Annotated in this window: 19 protein-coding genes; 15 read left to right on the top strand and 4 right to left on the bottom strand. The window is 44.6% G+C overall.

Annotation, left to right across the window (positions count from 1 at the left end; all coding sequences use genetic code 11):
* Positions 1-244 precede the first annotated feature (244 nt).
* Together MKZ13_RS30675 and MKZ13_RS30670 are read left to right on the top strand one after the other, a co-directional pair.
* Positions 245-997 carry a hypothetical protein gene (locus MKZ13_RS30675; protein ID WP_339180719.1) on the top strand — a complete coding sequence of 251 codons (753 nt, stop codon included), beginning with the start codon at positions 245-247 and terminating at the stop codon, positions 995-997.
* A 472-nt stretch (positions 998-1469) separates the two neighbouring features.
* The gene (locus MKZ13_RS30670; RefSeq protein WP_339180717.1) at positions 1470-2420 is read left to right on the top strand and encodes an SMI1/KNR4 family protein; all 951 of its coding nucleotides are present in this window, start codon (positions 1470-1472) and stop codon (positions 2418-2420) included.
* Between the two features lie 184 nt (positions 2421-2604).
* Here MKZ13_RS30670 and MKZ13_RS30665 read toward each other — a convergent pair whose 3' ends face one another.
* On the bottom strand, positions 2605-3102 hold the full coding sequence (locus tag MKZ13_RS30665) for a DinB family protein (RefSeq protein WP_339180715.1): 498 nt from the start codon (positions 3100-3102) through the stop codon (positions 2605-2607).
* Between the two features lie 174 nt (positions 3103-3276).
* On the opposite strand from MKZ13_RS30665, the gene MKZ13_RS30660 reads away from it, so the two are divergent.
* From MKZ13_RS30660 to MKZ13_RS30635, 6 genes are all read left to right on the top strand, one after another.
* Complete coding sequence (locus MKZ13_RS30660; protein ID WP_339180714.1) at positions 3277-4434, top strand: response regulator; 1158 nt, start codon at positions 3277-3279, stop codon at positions 4432-4434.
* A gap of 3 nt (positions 4435-4437) precedes the next feature.
* Complete coding sequence (locus tag MKZ13_RS30655) at positions 4438-7575, top strand: ATP-binding protein (protein ID WP_339180712.1); 3138 nt, start codon at positions 4438-4440, stop codon at positions 7573-7575.
* 92 nt (positions 7576-7667) lie between these two features.
* The gene (locus MKZ13_RS30650; protein WP_339180709.1) at positions 7668-8357 is read left to right on the top strand and encodes a helix-turn-helix domain-containing protein; all 690 of its coding nucleotides are present in this window, start codon (positions 7668-7670) and stop codon (positions 8355-8357) included.
* Positions 8358-8484: 127 nt separating this feature from the next.
* Complete coding sequence (locus MKZ13_RS30645; protein ID WP_083656962.1) at positions 8485-9231, top strand: IS3 family transposase; 747 nt, start codon at positions 8485-8487, stop codon at positions 9229-9231.
* Positions 9232-9474: 243 nt separating this feature from the next.
* Positions 9475-10794, top strand: a complete 1320-nt coding sequence (locus MKZ13_RS30640) for a sensor histidine kinase (protein WP_237178029.1) — start codon at positions 9475-9477, stop codon at positions 10792-10794.
* Entirely contained in the window at positions 10766-11659 is an 894-nt protein-coding gene (locus MKZ13_RS30635) for a response regulator (protein WP_339180706.1), read from the top strand. Before MKZ13_RS30640 ends, MKZ13_RS30635 begins: the two co-directional genes overlap by 29 nt.
* Before the next feature lie 108 nt (positions 11660-11767).
* On the opposite strand, the gene MKZ13_RS30630 is transcribed toward MKZ13_RS30635, so the two are convergent.
* Positions 11768-12385 carry an NUDIX hydrolase gene (locus tag MKZ13_RS30630; RefSeq protein ID WP_339180703.1) on the bottom strand — a complete coding sequence of 206 codons (618 nt, stop codon included), beginning with the start codon at positions 12383-12385 and terminating at the stop codon, positions 11768-11770.
* A gap of 212 nt (positions 12386-12597) precedes the next feature.
* Between MKZ13_RS30630 and MKZ13_RS30625 the strand changes: the two genes are divergently transcribed.
* Together MKZ13_RS30625 and MKZ13_RS30620 are read left to right on the top strand one after the other, a co-directional pair.
* Positions 12598-12966: a DUF4180 domain-containing protein gene (locus MKZ13_RS30625; protein WP_339180700.1), complete on the top strand. Its 369-nt coding sequence runs from the start codon at positions 12598-12600 to the stop codon at positions 12964-12966.
* A 64-nt stretch (positions 12967-13030) separates the two neighbouring features.
* Positions 13031-14155 (top strand): SGNH/GDSL hydrolase family protein, encoded by a 1125-nt coding sequence (locus tag MKZ13_RS30620; protein ID WP_339180696.1) that lies wholly within the window; start codon positions 13031-13033, stop codon positions 14153-14155.
* A 117-nt stretch (positions 14156-14272) separates the two neighbouring features.
* On the opposite strand, the gene MKZ13_RS30615 is transcribed toward MKZ13_RS30620, so the two are convergent.
* Positions 14273-14839: a dihydrofolate reductase family protein gene (locus tag MKZ13_RS30615; RefSeq protein ID WP_339180694.1), complete on the bottom strand. Its 567-nt coding sequence runs from the start codon at positions 14837-14839 to the stop codon at positions 14273-14275.
* Positions 14840-14908: 69 nt separating this feature from the next.
* Here MKZ13_RS30615 and MKZ13_RS30610 point away from each other — a divergent pair, with 69 nt between their 5' ends.
* The 4 genes from MKZ13_RS30610 to MKZ13_RS30595 all read left to right on the top strand — a co-directional run bounded on the left by MKZ13_RS30610 (position 14909) and on the right by MKZ13_RS30595 (position 18085).
* Positions 14909-15817 carry a YafY family protein gene (locus MKZ13_RS30610; protein ID WP_339180691.1) on the top strand — a complete coding sequence of 303 codons (909 nt, stop codon included), beginning with the start codon at positions 14909-14911 and terminating at the stop codon, positions 15815-15817.
* 60 nt (positions 15818-15877) lie between these two features.
* On the top strand, positions 15878-16804 hold the full coding sequence (locus tag MKZ13_RS30605; RefSeq protein WP_339180688.1) for an oxidoreductase: 927 nt from the start codon (positions 15878-15880) through the stop codon (positions 16802-16804).
* Between the two features lie 271 nt (positions 16805-17075).
* On the top strand, positions 17076-17345 hold the full coding sequence (locus MKZ13_RS30600; RefSeq protein ID WP_221820118.1) for a CD3324 family protein: 270 nt from the start codon (positions 17076-17078) through the stop codon (positions 17343-17345).
* Positions 17346-17530: 185 nt separating this feature from the next.
* Positions 17531-18085, top strand: a complete 555-nt coding sequence (locus MKZ13_RS30595) for a hypothetical protein (RefSeq protein ID WP_339180685.1) — start codon at positions 17531-17533, stop codon at positions 18083-18085.
* 51 nt (positions 18086-18136) lie between these two features.
* Here MKZ13_RS30595 and MKZ13_RS30590 read toward each other — a convergent pair whose 3' ends face one another.
* A complete protein-coding gene (locus MKZ13_RS30590) occupies positions 18137-18997 on the bottom strand; it encodes a GNAT family N-acetyltransferase (RefSeq protein WP_221820113.1) in 861 nt (286 codons plus the stop codon).
* 268 nt (positions 18998-19265) lie between these two features.
* Between MKZ13_RS30590 and MKZ13_RS30585 the strand changes: the two genes are divergently transcribed.
* Complete coding sequence (locus MKZ13_RS30585; protein WP_221820111.1) at positions 19266-19859, top strand: hypothetical protein; 594 nt, start codon at positions 19266-19268, stop codon at positions 19857-19859.
* The last annotated feature ends 242 nt before the right edge of the window (positions 19860-20101 follow it).

The raw sequence follows: 20101 nt of genomic DNA, 5'->3' as shown, positions 1-20101 counted from the left end.
AGGCAAGGGCAGCGGATGCTGCTCTTTTATTTTTTTAGCAAATCAAATCTGATAAAGATATATTTTAGTGATTTTATTCATATGTGATAATCAATTATTTAAGTGGGATATTTATAATATAATATGTTGTTCAATAATTCACTCTCAGTTATTATACAAACATGAGAATAAATATCAGGATGGTGAATTGGATTGTTTTCAAATTAATGAAGTGCAGCTTGATAGAGCTGTAAGATTACCAGTAATGAAACAAACGGATGGCCAACAAGTTCCGGACGTAGTAAATGCTTACAAGCTTATGCTCTGGAACATGCATGATATAACCTCAAAATTTAAGGCTTATAATATGGTGCAATGGACTAAGTACATAGATCATTGGTCGAATACATATGGAAGAAGGTTTACAACCAACTATTCCCGCGGAGATATTTTGATGGTGGATCTTGGAGCAATGAACTATGGCTATGAATTTAGTTATACGCATCCAGTTATTGTAGTTTATGAAACTTTGGATATGGTATTCGTTGTTCCTGGCAGTTCTAAAAAGTTTGGCATTCATCAGCAAGGGGTGGTTGATGCTACTAGTGCAAACGATGGATTCGACAGAGATACGGGACTGTTGTTGTACAACATGCGTTGGATACATAAAAATCGTATTAAACATGCCACCGGTCGTCAAACGAGTCAACGGATTCTTAAGAAAATTGAAGAATTTAATTTAAGAATAAATCATGAGTATCATCAAGAAGTACAGCGACGTGCTGAGAGTAATAAAAAGTTAAGGACTAAAGTATATGATCTTAACCAAGAAATTCGACAGTTACAAAATAGTATTAATCAAAATGAACATAAGTTAATACAAAGTGAAACTAAAATACAAACCCAAGAACGAATTATAGAAAAATACAGAAAAAATCTAGGGAAAATTGATATCTTATTGATTTATTTAAAAAACAACAAATTAGCCACGAGGCCCAAGAATTCTTTGATTTATTAAACGAATTGAAGGAAAGCAGCAATGAGTAAAATGAAAAAGTGTAAGCGGACGTTTACATTTTAAGATGTATGTCGTATAATATTGATATGAAGATGAGACTGCCAAAACAGTTAAACATCGAACTGGCCCAAACGGGTAACCAAGAATGAGGGAAATCTGCTCTAAAAAGCAGATTTCTTTTTTTATTTACTTTTGCTCTCGGGAAAATTAAGGGAAATTTCTCAGACTAGAGTTCTCTCTCTCAGACATATCATAGTGAATTGATATTCTAAAAAGCCCATGTACCTTAATAAGACAGAATTCTCTTTGTTATACATAATTTTGTAAGCGTTATATAAAATGATCACAGCTACTCTTTGTATACCTTGTACTTACTCTCGTTCTATCTCTCACCTTGCTGGAGATGGTGATCCGGATAGTGGTATAATTTTCAGTACGTAATCATGAGTGAATGAACGGGGAGGCCAAAGGAATGAGAGACGATCTGTTGGTTCAATTGCAAGAGTGGCATGAAGAAGATGAATTTCAAGAAATTGTAGATGCAATTCAAGCAATTCCTGTGGAAGAAAGAGATTATGAGCTGGTTAACCATTTGGGACGAGCGCTGAATAACCTGGAACGGTATGAAGAAGCGGTCGAACAATTCCTGACGGTTGCCAAAGAGGGAACAGGTGACCCACTCTGGCATTATCGGATTGGACTGGCTTATTATTATCTGGAGCAATATGCGCATGCACTGCAAGCGTTCGAAAGAGCGGATGAATTGGAGCCTGAGGATGAAGATACGCTGGAGTTTCTGGAATGGATTCGAAGCAAAATGGAGGAGCCGTCCGAGTCTGAACCTGAAGTTGAAACGGGCCCAGAGGCTGTCGAGGAATTCCGTGTACCCGTTGACGTTGTAGCGACTCTTCAAACCGTTCCGAGGTCGGAATCGGGTGAATTCTGGAACGATAGTGAGCAGGCACTGGAACATTATGTGTCCAATCCGCCAAGTGACGGTCTCATTGATTCTGTCGAGGAGCAGTTGGTGTTCCGACTCCCAGCCTCGTACATTGAGATGATGAAGGTACATAACGGCGGTATTCCGTACAATCGTTATTTCCCTGTAGCGAACACAGATACGGGAGCTACGGATTATGTTGAAATTGAAGGCATACTGGGCATTGGCCATGAGAAGCCTCGCACACTAGCGGGTGTACAAGGCAGCTGGAATTTGATTGAACGTGAAGGCTACCCGGAAATTGGCGTGGTCATCGCGGTATCTCCTTCGGAGACAGGGGTCGTCATGCTGGATTATCGTTCATTTGGCAATGACGGAGAACCCGAGGTAGTCTATGTGAAAAGGGACAATCCCAAAGAGATCACTCCACTGGCACCGAACTTTGAGACGTTTATCCAAGGGTTAATGACTCCGGGGGTTTAGAACCTTATGAACGGTAGCACGTTCAGACATATGGAATGCAGTAAAGTATGTATAATACCGTTGTGTTGAAGTGCTTCTACACTATCGCTATCTAGACAATGCACAGAATGGTAAAAGCAAAACAAGCCGCGAGGAACAGACATTCCCTTGCGGCTTGTTTTCGTTCTATCGGATTCTTTCCAGTTTACGCCGGGAATCCACCACCTGGAGGCGGCCATGCGCCGTAGAAGCGACGCAGCAGAACAATCTCACCCAAATGGTACGAGTTATGGGATGCGATATTGCGCAGAAGTCCTGCCTTGGTTTCACCCGGGAAATAGAGCAGTGGATCATCTAATTGTGCAGACTCTGCAATGGCTACGGCTTGATCAACCCCATCCAGGAATGCCTGAATATCTGCCTTCCACGTGGCTTCGTCTTGTGGACCCTTCTCTTCAGGCCAGCTCTCACTCACGTTAGCAGGGAGCTGTGGCTTGCGTCCTTCCAAGTGTTCGAGCATGAATTGCTGCCAATAATGCATATGCTTCACCAACTGATAGATCGTATATGGCATGGCATCGTGTGTACGAGCAGCAAGTGTGACATCGATATCGGGTAGAGCACGAGCGATGCGGATATGACCGCGTTCGCCCGCTAATGATTTGACTAGGGCTTGCCCAAAGCTATGATTAGCATCTGACATATGGAACCTTCCTCTCTTCCAGACCGGATCTGTTAACCTGTCTTCTATTTAGTATTATACAATTAAATTGCTAAAAATTAAAAATGGATAACGAAGAACGCTAAATACTTAAAATGTCTATGATATAATAGTTAAAATAAATCTCAAGACCTCAGGGTCGAGGAGGAAGCTCCTGTGAAAGTGATATTGGTTGACGACGAACGTCTAGCGTTGATAGGCCTTCAAAAATCACTAGAGAAAGAAGTAAGCGGTATTGAAATTATCGCTACATATATGAATCCGACAGAGGCTATAGGGGGAATTATGGAGCACCGCCCTGATGTGGTGTTTCTGGATATCCATATGCCAGAGATGGACGGTATGGATCTGGGGAAACAGATTCAGGCCACAGTACCTGGGGTCGAAATTATTTTTGTGACCAGCTACGACCAATATGCAGTGCATGCCTTCGATCTACAGGCTTTGGATTATGTCATGAAGCCTATCCAGAAGGATCGATTAAAGCAGACGGTGAGCCGAGTACGGGAGAAACTGAGTTCGAAACGCGAGCAGCGGTCAAAGGATATAGATGTGCCATTAATTTGCTGTTTTAATCAGATTCAATTTAAGCTTCCAGACAAGGATATCCAAGTTGCCAAGTGGCGTACAAGTAAGGCACAGGAGCTGTTTGCCTATTTACTTCACCACCGGAATCAGACAATTCATCGCAGTGTGTTGCTGGAGATGCTGTGGCCTGAATTGGAAGAGGACAAGACGGTGCATCAGCTCTATACCGCAATGTATCATGTCCGACAAACCCTGAAAGCATGCAACATGGATATGATCACCATTCAGAGTGGACACTTGGAAGCCGGCTATCGACTCGAATTGGGTGAAGCTCAGTTGGATAGTGAGCAGTGGGAACAAGAGATCAGGCAATGGAAAGTCGTAAACGCAAGTACCGTTCATGCCTATGAGCAAGCGCTCCATCTATATAAGGGTACCTATCTTGGTAATTATGAATACATGTGGGCTGAACCTGAGCGGGAAAGATTACGCTATCTGTGGTTGTATCATATGAGACAACTAAGTCTGTACTACCAGCAGCATGGGCTGGCGGAGAAAGTGATCGAGAGTACACAACGTATCCAGCACATGCTTCCGGATGAAGAAGAAAGTTATTTTATGCTAATGAAGTTATATGATGAAATGCACAACGATCTCGGTGTGGAGGAGCAGTATCGTCTCTTAACCACCAGAATGGAGCAAGATTTGGAGATACCGATCAGTGAGGACATTACCGAATGGTATCAGGACTGGAAGCTCGGTTTAACCAAAGTCATGAGAAAATAATTAATGAAATTACTTCAAACGAAACGTAGGGACCGTTACAAATATTTGATCATCATGCTAATCATTTTTGGAGTGTTAATTGGCATGCGCTCGGTATGGTCAGAGTTATTCGACACAGTAGATGAGCATCGCGCCGTTAACGGGGTGCTTGATCTGAGAGATGTGGATCTGGATCAGTCCCCTGTCATGTACTTGAATGGGGAATGGGAACTTTACCCGGATGAGTTACTAACCCAACAAGATATTGCGAAGAGGAATGGCGGTGCGAAGAGTGTTCAGGTCCCAGGAGACTGGAGGATTGGACAGAGTCAGGAACAAGAGAATTCGTTCGGATACGGAACGTATCGATTGCGCATTTTAACAGATCCGCTTCAGACGCCGGTAACCTTTTGGTTCAAAGGGATTCAAAGTTCATCCGAGGTTGAGATGAATGGATACAACGACGGGGGTATGGGTGAGGTCTCCGCGGATAGCAGTACATATATACCCCGAAGCACTTCATATACAGCGACCTATGATCAGGAAGGAACAACCTCCATTGAACTATTGGTTCGTGTAGCCAATTACGATAGCCCGTATATGGGCGGAATTAGCAAACCTGTTCGCTTTGGTTCACAGGCAACCGTTGATTTTTCGCGTTGGTATTCCATTGGTTTTCAGATGCTCACCTTTCTGGTTCTGCTCCTCCACGGCATGTATGCCTGTATTCTTTACGCATTTAATCGACAGGAACGTTCCTTGCTGGTTGGAGCCGTATTAACTTTATCTGTGGGCATCACGGTTACGATGGGTCATGACAATATATTGATGTTATGGCTTCCAATTAATTATACCTGGGGCATTAAAATTCGATTGATCTCATTGTTACTGCAAAATGCTTGTATCCTTCTGTTATTCCAGAGATTAACGGTGGTTCACGTACGAAAGGCATGGCTAAAGTGGCATGTTGTCATGACCTTGATCTATACGGCCGTGATTGTGGCGGTGCCCATTCATATTACATATGCCATGATCCATTACAACGTTATTAACCTATTCTTTCTTGTATCTCTGATCTGGTTCCTATATATCGTCGGAACGATGATCTTCAGGAAACAGGCGGACCGGGATATTGTTTTTCTGCTGCTTACTGCAGGAGGCATTACATCCAACCTGTTATGGAGTGTGGCTGAGACAGCCAGAGATGTGACAACCGTCTATTATCCTATTGACATCATTTTTGCCATTACCGGCTTCTCCGCCTATTGGTTCAAGAAATACTTCAGGAATGCCAAAGAGAATATGAAGCTGAATACAGAACTGCAGAAGGGTGACAAAATTAAAGATCAATTCTTGGCGAATACATCACATGAACTGCGGACCCCGCTGCACGGGATCATTAACATCGCTCACAACGTGATCACCCGAGAGAAAAGCCGGTTGGATGAACGGAGCCTGGAGGATATGGAGTTGCTGATTACGATCGGTCGACGGATGTCACATCTCCTTGGTGATCTACTGGATGTAGTCCGGCTGAAGGAGCACCGTATTGTGTTACGTCAGGGGCCTCTTTCCATACAGTCGGTTGTGCCTGGCGTTATCGCCATGCTGCAATTCATGGCAGAACGAAAACCAGTCCGCCTTCATATGGAGATTACGGAATCGTTCCCACTGGTCATGGCTGATGAAGAAAGGCTCGTTCAGATTTTGTATAATCTGCTGCATAACGCGCTTAAACATACAGAGGAAGGAACGATATCCGTAAGTGCCGAAATTCGTGAAGGACATGCTCTGATTCATGTGACGGATACAGGCATTGGCATGGATGAGGATACACGGATGCGCATTTTCCTCCCGTATGAACAAGGGTCGTATGGAATCAGTGATGGACAAGGCATCGGGCTTGGACTGAACATCTGCAAAGAGCTCGTAGAACTGCACGGCGGGGCACTTACGGTTCACTCGGAACTCGGAAAGGGCTCGGTATTCAGCTTCAATCTGCCGCTTGCGAATGAAATCACCCATCAGGCTCAGTCACAACTTCCTCTGATATGGGAACAGGCCGCCGAGATGATGGAAGATGCACCTAGCGGATTCCTGTTACCCCGCCCAGGTATGGGGGACACGGAAGCCTTGGCGACAGCGGAGATTGCTCCGTTGCTAAAAGAAGGGAGAGCCACCATTCTGGCTGTGGATGATGATCCGGTGAATCTGGATGTGCTGGTCAGCATTCTTTCGACGGAACCATACGATATAACTACAGCAGGTTCGGGTCAGGAAGCGATGGAATTGCTCGGCACACGTCAGTGGGATCTGCTCATTACAGATGTGATGATGCCCAATATGTCCGGGTATGAGTTAACCCAGAAGGTGAGGGAACAATTCTCGATGTCGGAGCTTCCTGTGCTGCTGTTGACGGCACGAAGTCAGCCGCCAGATATCTACACGGGGTTTGCATCGGGGGCCAATGATTATGTCACGAAGCCTGTAGATGCGGTGGAACTGAAATACCGGATACGTGCATTGACCATGCTAAATCAGTCTATCCAAGAACGTCTGCGTATGGAGGCCGCCTATTTGCAGGCTCAGATCCAGCCTCACTTCCTGTTCAATACCCTGAATTCACTTATGGTTTTAAGTGATATTGATACAGAGCATATGCGGAAGCTTGGTGAAGCTTTTTCATCTTATTTACGGATCAGCTTCAACTATCTCAATACAGGGGAACTGGTGAAATTATCATACGAGCTGGAACTCGTTGAAGCCTATCTTTTTATTGAAAAAACAAGATTTGAAGACCGATTGTCGGTGGTATTAAACGTAGAGCCGGACCTTCCGTTGCTTCTCCCGCCGTTATCAATTCAGCCGTTGATTGAAAATGCCGTCAGACACGGACTATTAAGCCGCAATGTAGGCGGTACGTTATGCCTATCCATCACTCGTCATGAGGGTTATACCCGTATTGAGGTGAAGGATAATGGCAAAGGCATCGAACCGGAGAAGGTTGCAGAGCTGTTACATGCTACGCCAGGTGGAAAAGGCGGAATAGGCATTGTGAATACAAACCGCAGATTGCTACAACGTTATGGTCAGGGATTATCGATCGTAAGTGAGCCGGGTGAGGGCACGATGGTGTCATTTGATATTCCAGATGAGATATAAGGAAAAGGCCGCAGAAGTGAATGATATGCTCCCATCACAGTAGACAGTAGAAAAAACAAAACTCTACTTCTACCATGATGGGAGTTTTTGTAATGTCCAAAAGAAGCCCGGTTTCATATGAAATCAAGATTCAGGTTGTAAGGCGTTGCCTGCAACATGAATCCAACCCCAACCATGAGGCAAAGCAACTGGGGGTCCATAAAAACACGGTTACCGATTGGATAAGAAAATACAAGGTAGATGGAGAAGAAGGATTAAGAGAATCGAGGGGATGGAAATCTTACTCCAAGGAGCTAAAGCTATCTGCCATTCAAGATGTACGCTCTGGCGAATACTCTGTACGAGCGGTGGTGAAAAAGTACCATATTTCGAGTAAATCTGTGTTAGAGAGCTGGATTTCCAAGTATACTGAAGGGGTGAAAATGAAACCAACTCGGAACAGGATTGGATCCCCTCATATGAATAAAGGACGGAAAACGACTTACGAGGAACGTATTGAAATTGTACAATTCGCCATCGCCCATGATTTAGATTACCAGAAAGCCATCGACAAGTACGGTGTCTCTTACCAGCAAGTGTACGCATGGGTTCGTAAATATCAAGCGAGTGGTCATGAAGCTTTAAAAGACCTCCGAGGTCGTAAAAAGCCGCTAGAAGAGCTAGACGAACAGGAACGGCTAAAGCTTCGGATCAAGGAACTCGAGGCACGAAATGAGCATTTAGAAATGGAGAATGCACTCGCAAAAAAGTTGGCAGAGATCCGGCGAAGAAATACACGTTAACCTTTGTTCGACATGCAGACATCTATCAAGCGATTACAGAGCTGCATGCCGAGAAAGGGTATGCGGTCACCAAGCTCTGTGAGCTAGCAGGAATCGCCCGATCTGCCTATTATAAGGGCTGAAATGGATGCCATCCGACAGGGAACTTGAAAACCTTGCACTAGCCAAGGAAGTCAAACTTCGCTATGACAAACGAAACGGGATACTCGGTTATCGCCAAATGCGTACTCAGTTGAATCGTAAGCTTAAAAAAAGGTACAACCGTAAACGGTATTACCGCATCATGCGAGCCCTTGAATTAAAGGCAGTGATTCGCAAAAAGCGGCCCAATTACGTGAAAGCTCCAACCCTTCATATCGCTGAGAATGTCATGAACCGAAAATTCCAAGCGGAGGTCGCCAACCAAAAGTGGTGCACCGATGTAACAGAGTTAAAATACGGAAATGGCCGTAAGGCCTATCTGAGTGCCATTATCGACGGTTATGACAACTCTATTGTTTCATGGGTGCTCAGCCACTCCAATAACAATGAGCTTGTCATGAACACGGTAAAGAAAGCTTATAAAAGAAACCCGAATGCTACGCCGCTCTTGCACAGTGATCGGGGCTTTCAATATACTTCGCTGGAATACAAACAACTTCAAAAGAGATACAAGTTTACAAAAAGTATGTCTCGTGTAAGCCGGTGTTTGGACAACCAACCCATTGAACGATTCTGGGGTACCTTTAAAGCAGAAAGCTTTTATCTGGAGAAGTACGATACGTATGACAGTCTCCTTCGTAGCGTAAGAACGTATATCCATTATTACAATAATTTTCGATACACGGAACGACTAAACGGCTTATCCCCAAACGAATATCGACGAGCAGTTTAATTAAGAAAAATAATCCCCTCAATATAACCGAGGGGATATTGAATACTAATGATTTTGTTTTTTTAGTCTGTCTACTTGACAGGGAGCACTTCAGAAAACTTCCGGCCTTTTTATTTTGCTTGAGCGTTCATTCCCTAATTTTAATTATTTCTAATGCTTCTTTCATATGTTAGTATGTTTAACATTAGAAGCGCGGGTTCCGGCATTGGGCGCTAAACGTTGTTATAGTGGGTGAAGAGATCGATGCGCAATTGGGTCAAAAATGAGAATGTGCAGATGACGGCCATTGCCTTTGCCACAGCGGTAGGGGCGCAATTCAAGATAAATCCGTTCCGGGAAGATTACTTCCGAATCGGGCTTGGGGTTAGCATCCTTTTATTTCTGCTGATGATCATGCCACACTTGTCTTATGTGAAGACAGGAATCCTGACAGGCATCGCGAATTTGCTGTTTCAGTCGGCAGATCTCATCAATCATGTGCAGACTGTGTCCATACTTGAAAGCATGCGGGACAATCTGGGGGCAGGTGTGTATTATGTGGTCTTTGCCTATGGGCTTAGCAAATTCAAGCATCGATTCCATGAGATGCAGCCTCTTCTGCTCGGTGGGCTGATTACCTGTATCGATTTCTCCTCTAATCTTGTTGAGTTGTTTCTTCGTGGAATGTTAAGCGGGACCAATATCTTTTATATGAAGGAATGGTTGTATCTGCTTGTGGTAGGCGGTCTGCGAAGTTACTTTGTGATTGGGTTATATAACAGCATTGCGGTGAGGCAGATGCGGCTATTACATGCAGAGCAGGAGAAGCGGATGGAGCAGATGCTGAGTGTGAACTCAGGTCTGTACAGCGAGGTATTTTACCTGAAGAAAGCGATGAATACAATTGAAGGCATTACGGCAGACAGCTATGATCTATATCGCGATCTCCGGGAGCAGGACATGAATCAATACAGTCAGCGCACCCTGGGCATTGCTCAGCAGATTCATGAAGTGAAGAAGGATTCACAACGCATTCTGGCGGGTCTGTTGAAGCTGTATGATAACGAAAAAGCAGTCAACATGAGCCTGTCTGAAGTACTGAACTTTGCCAGTAAAGCAAACCGAAAATATAGCGAAATGCTGCATAAGCAGGTCGAGATCGACATCGAACAACAGTATGATTGTGAGTCTCCGTATTACATTCCTCTTCTCACGGTAATGAATAACCTGATTGCCAATGCGGTAGAGGCGATTGAGCGTGGTGGGCAGATCCGAATTCGTGTGTATGAGCAGGAAGATGATGTACATTTCGTCGTGATGGACACTGGAAAAGGTGTACCTGAAGCCAAACGGGAGGTTATCTTCGAACCGGGCTATACAACGAAGTTCAATGAAGTCGGCATTGCCGCGACGGGCATTGGCCTGTCCCATGTACGTGATATCGTTCAGTCGTTGGCGGGACAAATGAAGGTAGAGTCGGCGCCTTCAGGAGAGACAGGAACAACATTTGCTATAGCTATTCCCAAAGTGAATCTAATCAAGGGGGCCGATGTCGATGACACTCTCTATCATGATCGTGGATGATGATGTGGTGAGCCGTAGCATGCTGCATGATATCATTGAATTCTGTGGTATCGGCGAGCTTGCGGGCATGGCTGAGGGCGGCATAGAAGGAGCGCGGATGATCATGGATCTGCGTCCTGATGTGGTGCTGATTGATCTGCTGATGCCGGATCAGGACGGAATTGAGACGGTAGGGAAGCTGAAGCAATGCGGTTATACCGGTAAATTCATCATGATCTCTCAGGTAGAGAACAAAGAGATGGTAGGGGAGGCCTACCAAAACGGAATTGAATTCTTTATTCATAAACCGATTAATCGGGTGGAAGTGGAGCATGTGCTCAGCAAAGTGAATGACCAGTGGAAGTATGAACGATACGTGCTGGAGATCAAGCAGTCGATGGCTCGATTGAATCTGGTGGAAGCGCCGGCCCCTGCCCAAGGTCGTACGGTGCGAGATGCGGCAAGAAGCATTCTAATGGATCTGGGGATCATCGGAGAAAGTGGTAGCAAGGACATCATTGCGCTCATGGAGTATGCGATTGATCAGAAGCAGGTCGCAGAGTGGCCGCCACTGAAGGAGTCCTATGAAGCGGTGGCCCAGACGTATAAGTCCACGCCCAAAGACGTCGAGAAAGAGAGCAAGGCGATGGAACAGCGCATTCGCAGAACGGTAATTGCCGCGTTAACAAACATGGCCTCGATTGGACTCAACGATTATAGCAACCACAAGTTTGAGCACTATGCTCCCCTGTACTTCGACTTCCAGGATGTTCGAATGAAGATGAGAGCCATGGAAGAAGATCAGGCAGGCGACAAAGGCAAGGTTAATATCAAAAAGTTCCTGCATGTGTTCTATATGGAGACGCTTGAAAAGATGAATAATTGAGGCATCATATGCCTCTGTCTGTTGGAGGATATGAAAACCCGGGAAGGTGACCATCGGCGGTGTCGAGGTCACTTTACCAAAGACGGGCAAGCCGAAGGGGTTATTATTTTAATCCAGAATGACTTCTTTATCTGGTTGTTCAAGAAATTCGAACATGATTTTAATTTGTTCCAGCGTATTTCTTTCCAATGATAATTCAGGTAAAGCGTCGATAGCAAAAAAATCAACTGCGCTGGTTTCTACACCTGTTTCCGCATGCCCTCCCACAATGTCACAGCGGATAAACATCTTATATACGTGATAAGGCTCAGGTGGGTGTCCATGGAATTTTTTGTCCAATACTGCTAACAACCGCATCGGCACAACATCAAAACCGGATTCTTCTTTAATTTCTTTCACAGCTACTTCTGATGGTGATAGGCCGATGTCACTCCATCCCCCTGGTAATGCCCATGCGCCATCTATTTTCTCTCGAACCAAAAGCACTTTGTTTTCCCTGAAAACAACACCGCGAATATCGACTTTAGGCGTTGCGTAACCTGAATCACTTGCAAATGTAAGTGATATTTTCTCTTTGTTAACAGAAGTATAGTTACTTAAGATATCAATACTAATGCGCCTCAATTCCTCATATCGCTCGATATCATAAACATCCTTGGCATAGGTTAAACCTGTTTGTGAGATAGCTTGAATCTGTTTTGCCCATTCTAGCCACTTTGTGTCCATGGACACCTCTTTTCTTCGCAAGTCACGAGATTTAGTTTAGTTAGGAAATAACCCCATTATATCATATGAATTACAGTCTATAACTACTAAGAAAGGACAACTCGAAGTTAATTAATCACGCTAATGATTGAACGCACTCTACGATTATTGCTTTTTATTATAAAACTACGAGATATTATAAAGAAACGATGTTCAGAGGAGGAGAAAGTGAAATGAACATAACCATTGATCAGCAAGGCAATTCCAAGGTCGCCATTATTGAAAGTGATGGCATCGTCATCAACAATGCTCAAGATGCACTGGATTTGATGGCTTCGGTAAAGTATAGCGATGATGCCGATAAACTCATTATCAACAAATCCAACATCACGGAAGAGTTCTTCGAACTGAAAACCAAGCTTGCAGGTGAGATTTTGCAGAAATACGTAAACTATCATGTTAAGCTTGCTATTGTGGGAGATTTCGATGGGCATAACAGCAAGAGCTTGAGAGATTTTATCTATGAGTGCAACAATGGCAAGCATGTTTTTTTTTTGAAAAACAAAGAGGAAGCGCTTCAAAAGTTGCATAATATCAGTTAAGCGTACATCCGAGGCATGTAGAGAGCCTGCTTATAATCTGAGCCAAACGTAGGAGGTTTGCACCGTGATATCTAATGAGAATTTAAAGGTATATGCTCTGCCTGAGATCGGAAATGTTAAAGTGCATGGCAGAACAACTGGAGAGCGATCGCCGTTGACGTTATTTTGGACGGGGAGTGCAGTTGAACTCAATGTACAGGGATCCGAACTATGGGTTGAAGTAGAGTCGCAGTATGACATGTATGAGTCATGGATCAGCATTCTGATCAACGGTGTTCCGGTGAGCAGACAGATGTTAACGGCGGGAAGGTACTGGGTCTGTGTATTCCGAGGTATGAACGCAGATGTGGTGAAGAATGTACGGATCGTCAAAGATGTTCAAGCGATGAGTGGTGACCCGGGTTGTGCCTTGCAGATTCATGCGGTGAAATCGGATGGAGCGTTCCTGCCTGTGCAGGAAAAACCGTACAAGATCGAGTTCATTGGTGACAGTATTACATCTGGCGAAGGTGCGATTGGAGCGAAAGCGGAGGAAGATTGGATTCCGATGTGGTTCAGCGCCATACATAATTATACGTTTATGACAGCAGAGGCATTGAATGCGGAGTATCGGGTCATCTCGCAAAGTGGCTGGGGTGTGCTGACAAGTTGGGATAACAATCCAAAGGGGAACATCCCCGAGTATTACGAGCAGGTCTGTGGCTTGCTTACTGGTGAGCGTAACGAAGCGCTCGGTGCAGGAGATCAGCATGATTTTAGTTCCTGGCAGCCGGATGTGGTAGTCGTGAATCTGGGTAGCAATGATGGGGGCGCCTTTCAGTCACCTGAGTGGAAAGACCCCGACACGGGCAAGGTGTACAAGCAGCGGCTGAACGAAGACGGTACGTATCATGAAGAGGATCTGACCGCTTTTGAGAAAGCGGTGGAACGGTTCCTGTTCAAACTTCGGAAAAACAATCCAGATGCACAACTCGTATGGGCTTATGGCATGCTTGGTTTTCCCATGATGCCTGCCATCTACCGCGCGGTTGATGCGTTTACGAAGGGGACAGGAGACCGCAAGGTCTCAATCATCCAGCTTCCTGATACAACCGAAGAGACGGTAGGTGCACGCACCCATCCAGGCGAGTTATCTCACCGTAGGACGGCAGAGATGTTAGCGGAATATGTACGAGGAATGATAGGATAACTTGATACATGGTAATGGAAAGACCACTCTTTCATGAACGGGTACCCCAATGGTTAGATGGTGTCTAACTTTATGGTGTCCATGTATCACAAGAATGGTCTTTCCCTTTTCTACTATCTAGACATTCGAAATTGTGTCCGCTGGGCCGCTGTTCTGTACCTCATAACGAATCGAAATGATCTGTCCGAGCGTCTGGGTCCGGACCATTTTGAATTGGCTGAGCACAGTGCCTGTCGGGAATAAGGGGATGCCTTCACCAAGAATCTTGGGAATGATGGCGACTTCAATCTCGTCCAGTAATTTTTTTGCTAACACAGCTTGAACCAATATGCCGCCACCCACAATCCACACATCTCCATCAGAAGTTTGTTTTAACCGGGGAATGAGCGTATCTACCTCCTCGGTTGTAAACTGTACATGCGGAGCGGGCGGCTGTTCCGAGCGGGAAAGCACATACGTTGGGCGATCCGCATAGGGAAATTCTTCGGAAAGTGTGAGCACCTCTTCATACGTATAACGTCCCATAACAACGCTACCGATCGTTTCATAAAAGGCAGCATACCCGTTGTCTCCACCATCACCCTCCACATCAAATAACCAATCGACCGAACCGTCCAGTCTTGCGATATATCCATCCAAACTCATAGCAATGTACAAAATTGTTTTGTTATCAGACATGTTCATCGCTCCCTTCTAAAATGTATGATACACTTTAACTATGACAAAAGTTGACGTAGTTAGGATGTTGAATAAATGAATCATCGGAAACTGGCTATCATGCGCCTGATGGATTCCAGACAGAAGTTCACTGCACGGGAACTGGCAGAACGGTTCGACGTTTCGGTTCGTACGATCCAGCGCGATCTGGATGCATTGCAGGCGCTGGGTTTTCCCTTGTACACAGAAGTTGGCGTGAACGGAGGATACCAGGTGTTGCCCAATCGGATTTTGCCACCCCTTCAACTGACACAGCAGGAGGCATTAGGGCTGTTTATGATGCTGGAATATCTACAGCAAGTACCGGATTTTCCATATGGATCAATGCGTGAGCATCTGGCTGAGCAATACTTCTCTACTTTACCCGAAGATGTACAGGATCTCATTATGCGAATGAGAGAGCATATCACCTTTGTCCAGCACCCCGGTGGGCATTCCGAGCCTTTAACAACAGCGATATTGGGTGCAGCGGTAGAAAAGAGAGAAATGGAATTTATGTATCATGCCCGCAGTGGTCCTAAAAAAGTACAGGTCTTTCCCTATGGCATCTACTATGAGCAGGGACATTGGTACATGCCAGCCCGGAATAAGGATCGTGTATTGTTGTATCGGGTGGATCGCATGCAGCAGTTGGTTGTTATGGAATCAGTGGATAAATCTGTTCCAAGTCTAAAGGCATGGCTAGCTGCCAAAGAAGATAGAGCAAGCGTAGAAGTGGTGCTGCAATTCACGGAATTTGGAGCAAGGATTGCTGCGTCAGATGTGTTGTTCAAGTCAGTTGAAGGCCATGAGTGGCGCGGACTGATTCCGCCTGAAGAGTTTTCTTTTACAGCACGAAAGTTACTCTCCTATGGGCCGGAAGTGAAGGTGGTGTCTCCGCTCGAACTGCAGCAGCAGGTTAGAGGGATGCTGGAACGGAGTTTAAGCCAGTATGGTGGGGGATAAGAGCTTTCAAACGCTGGATATTAGGGTATCAAGGAAGAGATAAGAAAGGTGTGTAGACAAATGAGCGAAGTTTGGACTAAAGACATCATCCCGACTGTATCCGATAAAGTAGTGATTGTGACAGGTTCGAACGGCGGGTTAGGGTATGAAACGGCATTAGCGTTAGCTGAAAAAGGCGCAAAAGTTATCCTTGCAGTTCGTAATATGGAAAAAGGTGAAAAGGCAGCTAATAAAATAAAGTCGTCTGTGCATGTAGCTGGAGAGGTAATCGTTATGCAGCTCGACCTTAGCGATTTAGCTAGTATCCGTAAGTTCGCAGCCGCTTTTCTTGAGCAATACGATTCTTTGTCCATTCTCGTTAATAATGCAGGAACTATGAACCCTCCTTTCCAGTTGACGAAAGATGGCTTTGAATTACAGTTTGGTAGTAATCATCTAGGCCATTTTGCGCTTACGGGTCTACTATTGCCTCGATTGATCTCTACTCCGAAATCGAGAGTTGTCACTGTAAGTAGTATGGCAGCTCATAATGGTGCGATTGATTTTAATAATTTAGATGGCTCCAAAGGATATAATCCCATGAAGTTCTACAGTCAAAGCAAGCTAGCCAATCTGATGTTTGCGAGAGAGCTGCAGAATAAATTTAATTCCGCCCATATTGATTCCATGAGTATCGCCGCTCATCCAGGGATTTCGCATACCAATCTATTTTCCTTTGGTTCGGGGAAACAGACCAATATATTCATGCGCAGTCTTTTGAAAATCATTAGTCAACCGGCACATATGGGGGCATTACCTACCTTATATGCTGTAGCAGATCCGACGATCACGGGAGGGGAGTATATTGCTCCCAGCGGTATGGGCGGCACTAAGGGCTATCCCAAGAGCGCTAAGATCATCGAAAAATTATATGACGCTAACATTTCAAACAAGCTATGGAGCGTATCAGAAGAATTAACAGGGGTATATTACAGATTCGACGTGTAGATTTTGCCATTAGGGAAAGTAAACCTTATTATGGTATAGACAGTTAAAAGTTCTTCAGCACGAATAAGATTAACTGAATGGGGGGCTACCATGATTCGATTCATAATAAATTTAACGACCCGCTCTATGCAGAGTCCATGTGATGAACAACGGCGGTTGTTTGCATAGAGCTTGAAATTCTTTTCCGCCATATCATTGTAGTGCATATCCAATGTGTTCATTGTACGACTCTGCTGCCTTAAAGATTTTAACTTTTAAGGAGTGGAGCAACGTGAAATATATTAATGCGGATACAATCTTCCCGGAAGAATTACTCAAAGAAATACAGCGTCATATCTCTGGTGGCTTGATCTATATTCCGAGGCCCAAGGATGCCCACAAGAAGTGGGGCGAGAATTCGGGTGGCAGAAGGATTGTCAGGGAGCGGAACGACGAGATCCGCCAGCTTTTTGCTGCCGGAACAACCATCGATAAGCTTGCGGACCAATACTGTTTATCCATCGATAGCATCAAGAAAATTGTGTATTGCAAAAAGGGATGAAACTATAAAAGCCATGTTCGAGCAATCGAATGTGGCTTTTTCCTGTAAGAATAAAGAATAGTTATTAAAGCTTTTTTACATATTCGAGGTTGTTAATTACGCGTACAATTCATTTGACGGTACAAGGATATGCGTTGAGAGTTCTTGAAAATAACTCCTTAAATCATCTGGTAAGGTTGGTGAATATGAATAATATGAATATAGAAGTGAAATTAACGAATAAAGACGAGGCGTATGTGATTAAAAATATGTACCCGCTATACCTTCATGATCTATCCGGACATTATGGTCTGGGTGGAGAGCATACTCCGAACGAACATGGCATTTTTGAGCCAAGTCCTGATTATATAACTTTGCAGGATCAGTATAACGTCCAGAACATATGGTGGGAAAAACCGGAGTGTCTTTATCCGTTCCTCATGATTGTGGATGGCATACCGGCAGGTTTTGCGTTCATAGCTACTCCGCCATATTGTTCACAAGGCACGAATTTCTTTGTACATGACTTCTTTCTGATGCAGCCGTTTCGAGGTGTAGGCGTTGCTGAACACGCGGCATCGACGATCTTCGGAATGTTTATAGGAAACTGGGAGTTGTTCACCAATCCATCGGAGAAAAATAAGATTGGCCAATCTTTCTGGCGGAAAACAGTGAATAATTATACCAAAGGTAACTATCGGGAGATGTACGGGCAAACGTTCGATGGTTATAAATTGATTTTTCAATTCTCCAATATATAAAAAGAGAGACCGTCTCCCTTTGCGGAAAACGATATCTCTCTCCACTGCCTTTTATAAACTACCGTTGAAATAGTGATACTCAGAATTTACTTCAAAACCAACACTGCGGTACAGATTCAAAGCGCGTTTGTTCTCGGTAACCACAGACAGGCGGATATCTGTGTAATTTTGTTTCCTTAGGAGATCAACCAGGATGCTAAGCGCAGTGCGCCCCAGTTTCTGTCCCTGATAAGCAGGCAAGATACAGAAGTTATGAATAAATGCGGTTGTTGCATTAATGGAGTTGACCCGTACCAGCCCAACAGGCAGTTGATTCTGCCATGCAATATAGGTGACTCGGCTGGGTTCATTTGTTTGCATAAAGTACTCGCGTGTCCAGTCCTCCGAATCTCCAAAGGCTTGGGAGGAGCAAGTGACCATAAACTCCATATCCTCGGCTTCTGCCAAGGACAACGTTAGTTCAGGAGGCTCCACAACCGAAAGGACCTCATTCACAAGTTGCATCGAGTACTCCGCACGATCATAAATGGCTCCGAGGGATTGGGCAGTATGAACACCCGGAGATAATCCCTGAGGAACGCGATAACTGAGTTGGTTGATTCCCTGTGGTTGCATGTCTAGGAGGGCTCGTTTCAGTAAGTGGAGAAACACACCTTGGCGACGAAAATGCGGATGTACGATGGCATTAATATTTCCGGTTACGTCATCCGAAGGGTACCAACTGAGAAGTCCGACCAATTCACCATCACGATAACAGAGGAGTGCATGGTCCCCGTCTTTTTTGCTGATATGGTCAAGGTCCGCCTTGAGATAAATCGAATCAAGCTGTTTACATTGTTGTTCGAGCAAAATAATAGCATCAATCTGTTCCTTGGAATTATAGATCATAGGAACGACTTGATAAGTTGACATAGCTTTCACACCTTCATTGTTGAAGGAAACACGCAGTTATTGGACCCGCAGGCGCTGTCCTTCGAGAGTTGGTCCATTTGTAATTTTGATCATCATTATTATCTCCTCCAAATCACTTCCCGATGACTATAACACAATCTATGATGAAGATGACACCCAATGGATGTAATTCACTGGGTGTCTGTTCAGATGCGCCCAATAACTGGACATTATATCCTATTGAAGGGATAATTGAGAGTAATACTGACGAGAAAGGGAGGGATTAACCATGCGCAAGTTGGCATATGTGATGGGTATATTATTTCTTTCCGCCGCCATGTTAATGGGATGTACATCATCTGAACCAGCGGAAAGCACGGAACCCGTCACTCCACCAGCAACGGAACAGCCAAGTGATACGGGGGACCAGAAGGCGACTGCGGAGGAGCAGCAACAAGCGCTCGAAATGTCACTGGAGTATAAGACAACAGAACTCACTGTGGATGGCAAGGACTATGAGGATACGTTAGAGATGGAAGGGTTATTGGCCAAAGGAGAGACGATGAAGCCATTCCTGACCTCCAGGAATTATGAGGCTTACATGGCTAATCGATATATTGTCTTGCCTCTTCAGGTTGCACACATCGAACAAGCGAAGCTGCATCCTGAAAATATACAAACCAAGATCAAAGATAGCAAGAGCGACTGGATTCTGGTGGAATACACGCTTGATCTGAAATTTACGGATAAGGATGGCAAAGAGTTCAAGTCCATTCCGCTATCGGGCGATATCACCTTTTTGCAGGATCAGGGCGAATGGCGCATTCAGGATGATACGTACAACAGGGATGCATTCGCAGACATCATTAATAGTTCTTTATAGTTCATGAAGTGTCTGTGATTCTGGCACATGGGGTTGTACTTGAATTGTCCATTACGAATAAGCTCCTTCAAAAAAGTACGCACTTCAAAGTGCGTACTTTTTTGTGGGTGTGTCCAGCTAAGCGTGCGTCGTCAAAAGGGCTTCATCGTGATGATTGTTCTTGTCTCTTCCTAGAAATTTGCAGGGTACATTCTCCTGTAATGATGATATCATTTGGATAAATAAACTTACTTATTGCGCTT

The sequence above is a fragment of the Paenibacillus sp. FSL R5-0701 genome, from assembly GCF_037973995.1.
Lineage (GTDB): Bacteria > Bacillota > Bacilli > Paenibacillales > Paenibacillaceae > Paenibacillus.
This window is presented reverse-complemented; position numbering and strand designations above follow the sequence as displayed.

Excerpts from the sequence above, each read along its gene's own strand:
- MKZ13_RS30645 (WP_083656962.1), top strand. The coding sequence starts at position 8,485 with ATGCCATCCGACAGGGAACTTGAAAACCTTGCACTAGCCAAGGAAGTC.
- MKZ13_RS30650 (WP_339180709.1), top strand. The coding sequence starts at position 7,668 with ATGTCCAAAAGAAGCCCGGTTTCATATGAAATCAAGATTCAGGTTGTA.
- MKZ13_RS30590 (WP_221820113.1), bottom strand. The coding sequence starts at position 18,997 with ATGTCAACTTATCAAGTCGTTCCTATGATCTATAATTCCAAGGAACAG.
- MKZ13_RS30625 (WP_339180700.1), top strand. The coding sequence starts at position 12,598 with ATGAACATAACCATTGATCAGCAAGGCAATTCCAAGGTCGCCATTATT.
- MKZ13_RS30610 (WP_339180691.1), top strand. The coding sequence starts at position 14,909 with ATGAATCATCGGAAACTGGCTATCATGCGCCTGATGGATTCCAGACAG.
- MKZ13_RS30675 (WP_339180719.1), top strand. The coding sequence starts at position 245 with ATGAAACAAACGGATGGCCAACAAGTTCCGGACGTAGTAAATGCTTAC.
- MKZ13_RS30595 (WP_339180685.1), top strand. The coding sequence starts at position 17,531 with ATGAATAATATGAATATAGAAGTGAAATTAACGAATAAAGACGAGGCG.
- MKZ13_RS30670 (WP_339180717.1), top strand. The coding sequence starts at position 1,470 with ATGAGAGACGATCTGTTGGTTCAATTGCAAGAGTGGCATGAAGAAGAT.
- MKZ13_RS30655 (WP_339180712.1), top strand. The coding sequence starts at position 4,438 with ATGAAATTACTTCAAACGAAACGTAGGGACCGTTACAAATATTTGATC.
- MKZ13_RS30630 (WP_339180703.1), bottom strand. The coding sequence starts at position 12,385 with ATGGACACAAAGTGGCTAGAATGGGCAAAACAGATTCAAGCTATCTCA.
- MKZ13_RS30635 (WP_339180706.1), top strand. The coding sequence starts at position 10,766 with ATGACACTCTCTATCATGATCGTGGATGATGATGTGGTGAGCCGTAGC.
- MKZ13_RS30665 (WP_339180715.1), bottom strand. The coding sequence starts at position 3,102 with ATGTCAGATGCTAATCATAGCTTTGGGCAAGCCCTAGTCAAATCATTA.
- MKZ13_RS30615 (WP_339180694.1), bottom strand. The coding sequence starts at position 14,839 with ATGAACATGTCTGATAACAAAACAATTTTGTACATTGCTATGAGTTTG.
- MKZ13_RS30585 (WP_221820111.1), top strand. The coding sequence starts at position 19,266 with ATGCGCAAGTTGGCATATGTGATGGGTATATTATTTCTTTCCGCCGCC.
- MKZ13_RS30605 (WP_339180688.1), top strand. The coding sequence starts at position 15,878 with ATGAGCGAAGTTTGGACTAAAGACATCATCCCGACTGTATCCGATAAA.
- MKZ13_RS30640 (WP_237178029.1), top strand. The coding sequence starts at position 9,475 with ATGCGCAATTGGGTCAAAAATGAGAATGTGCAGATGACGGCCATTGCC.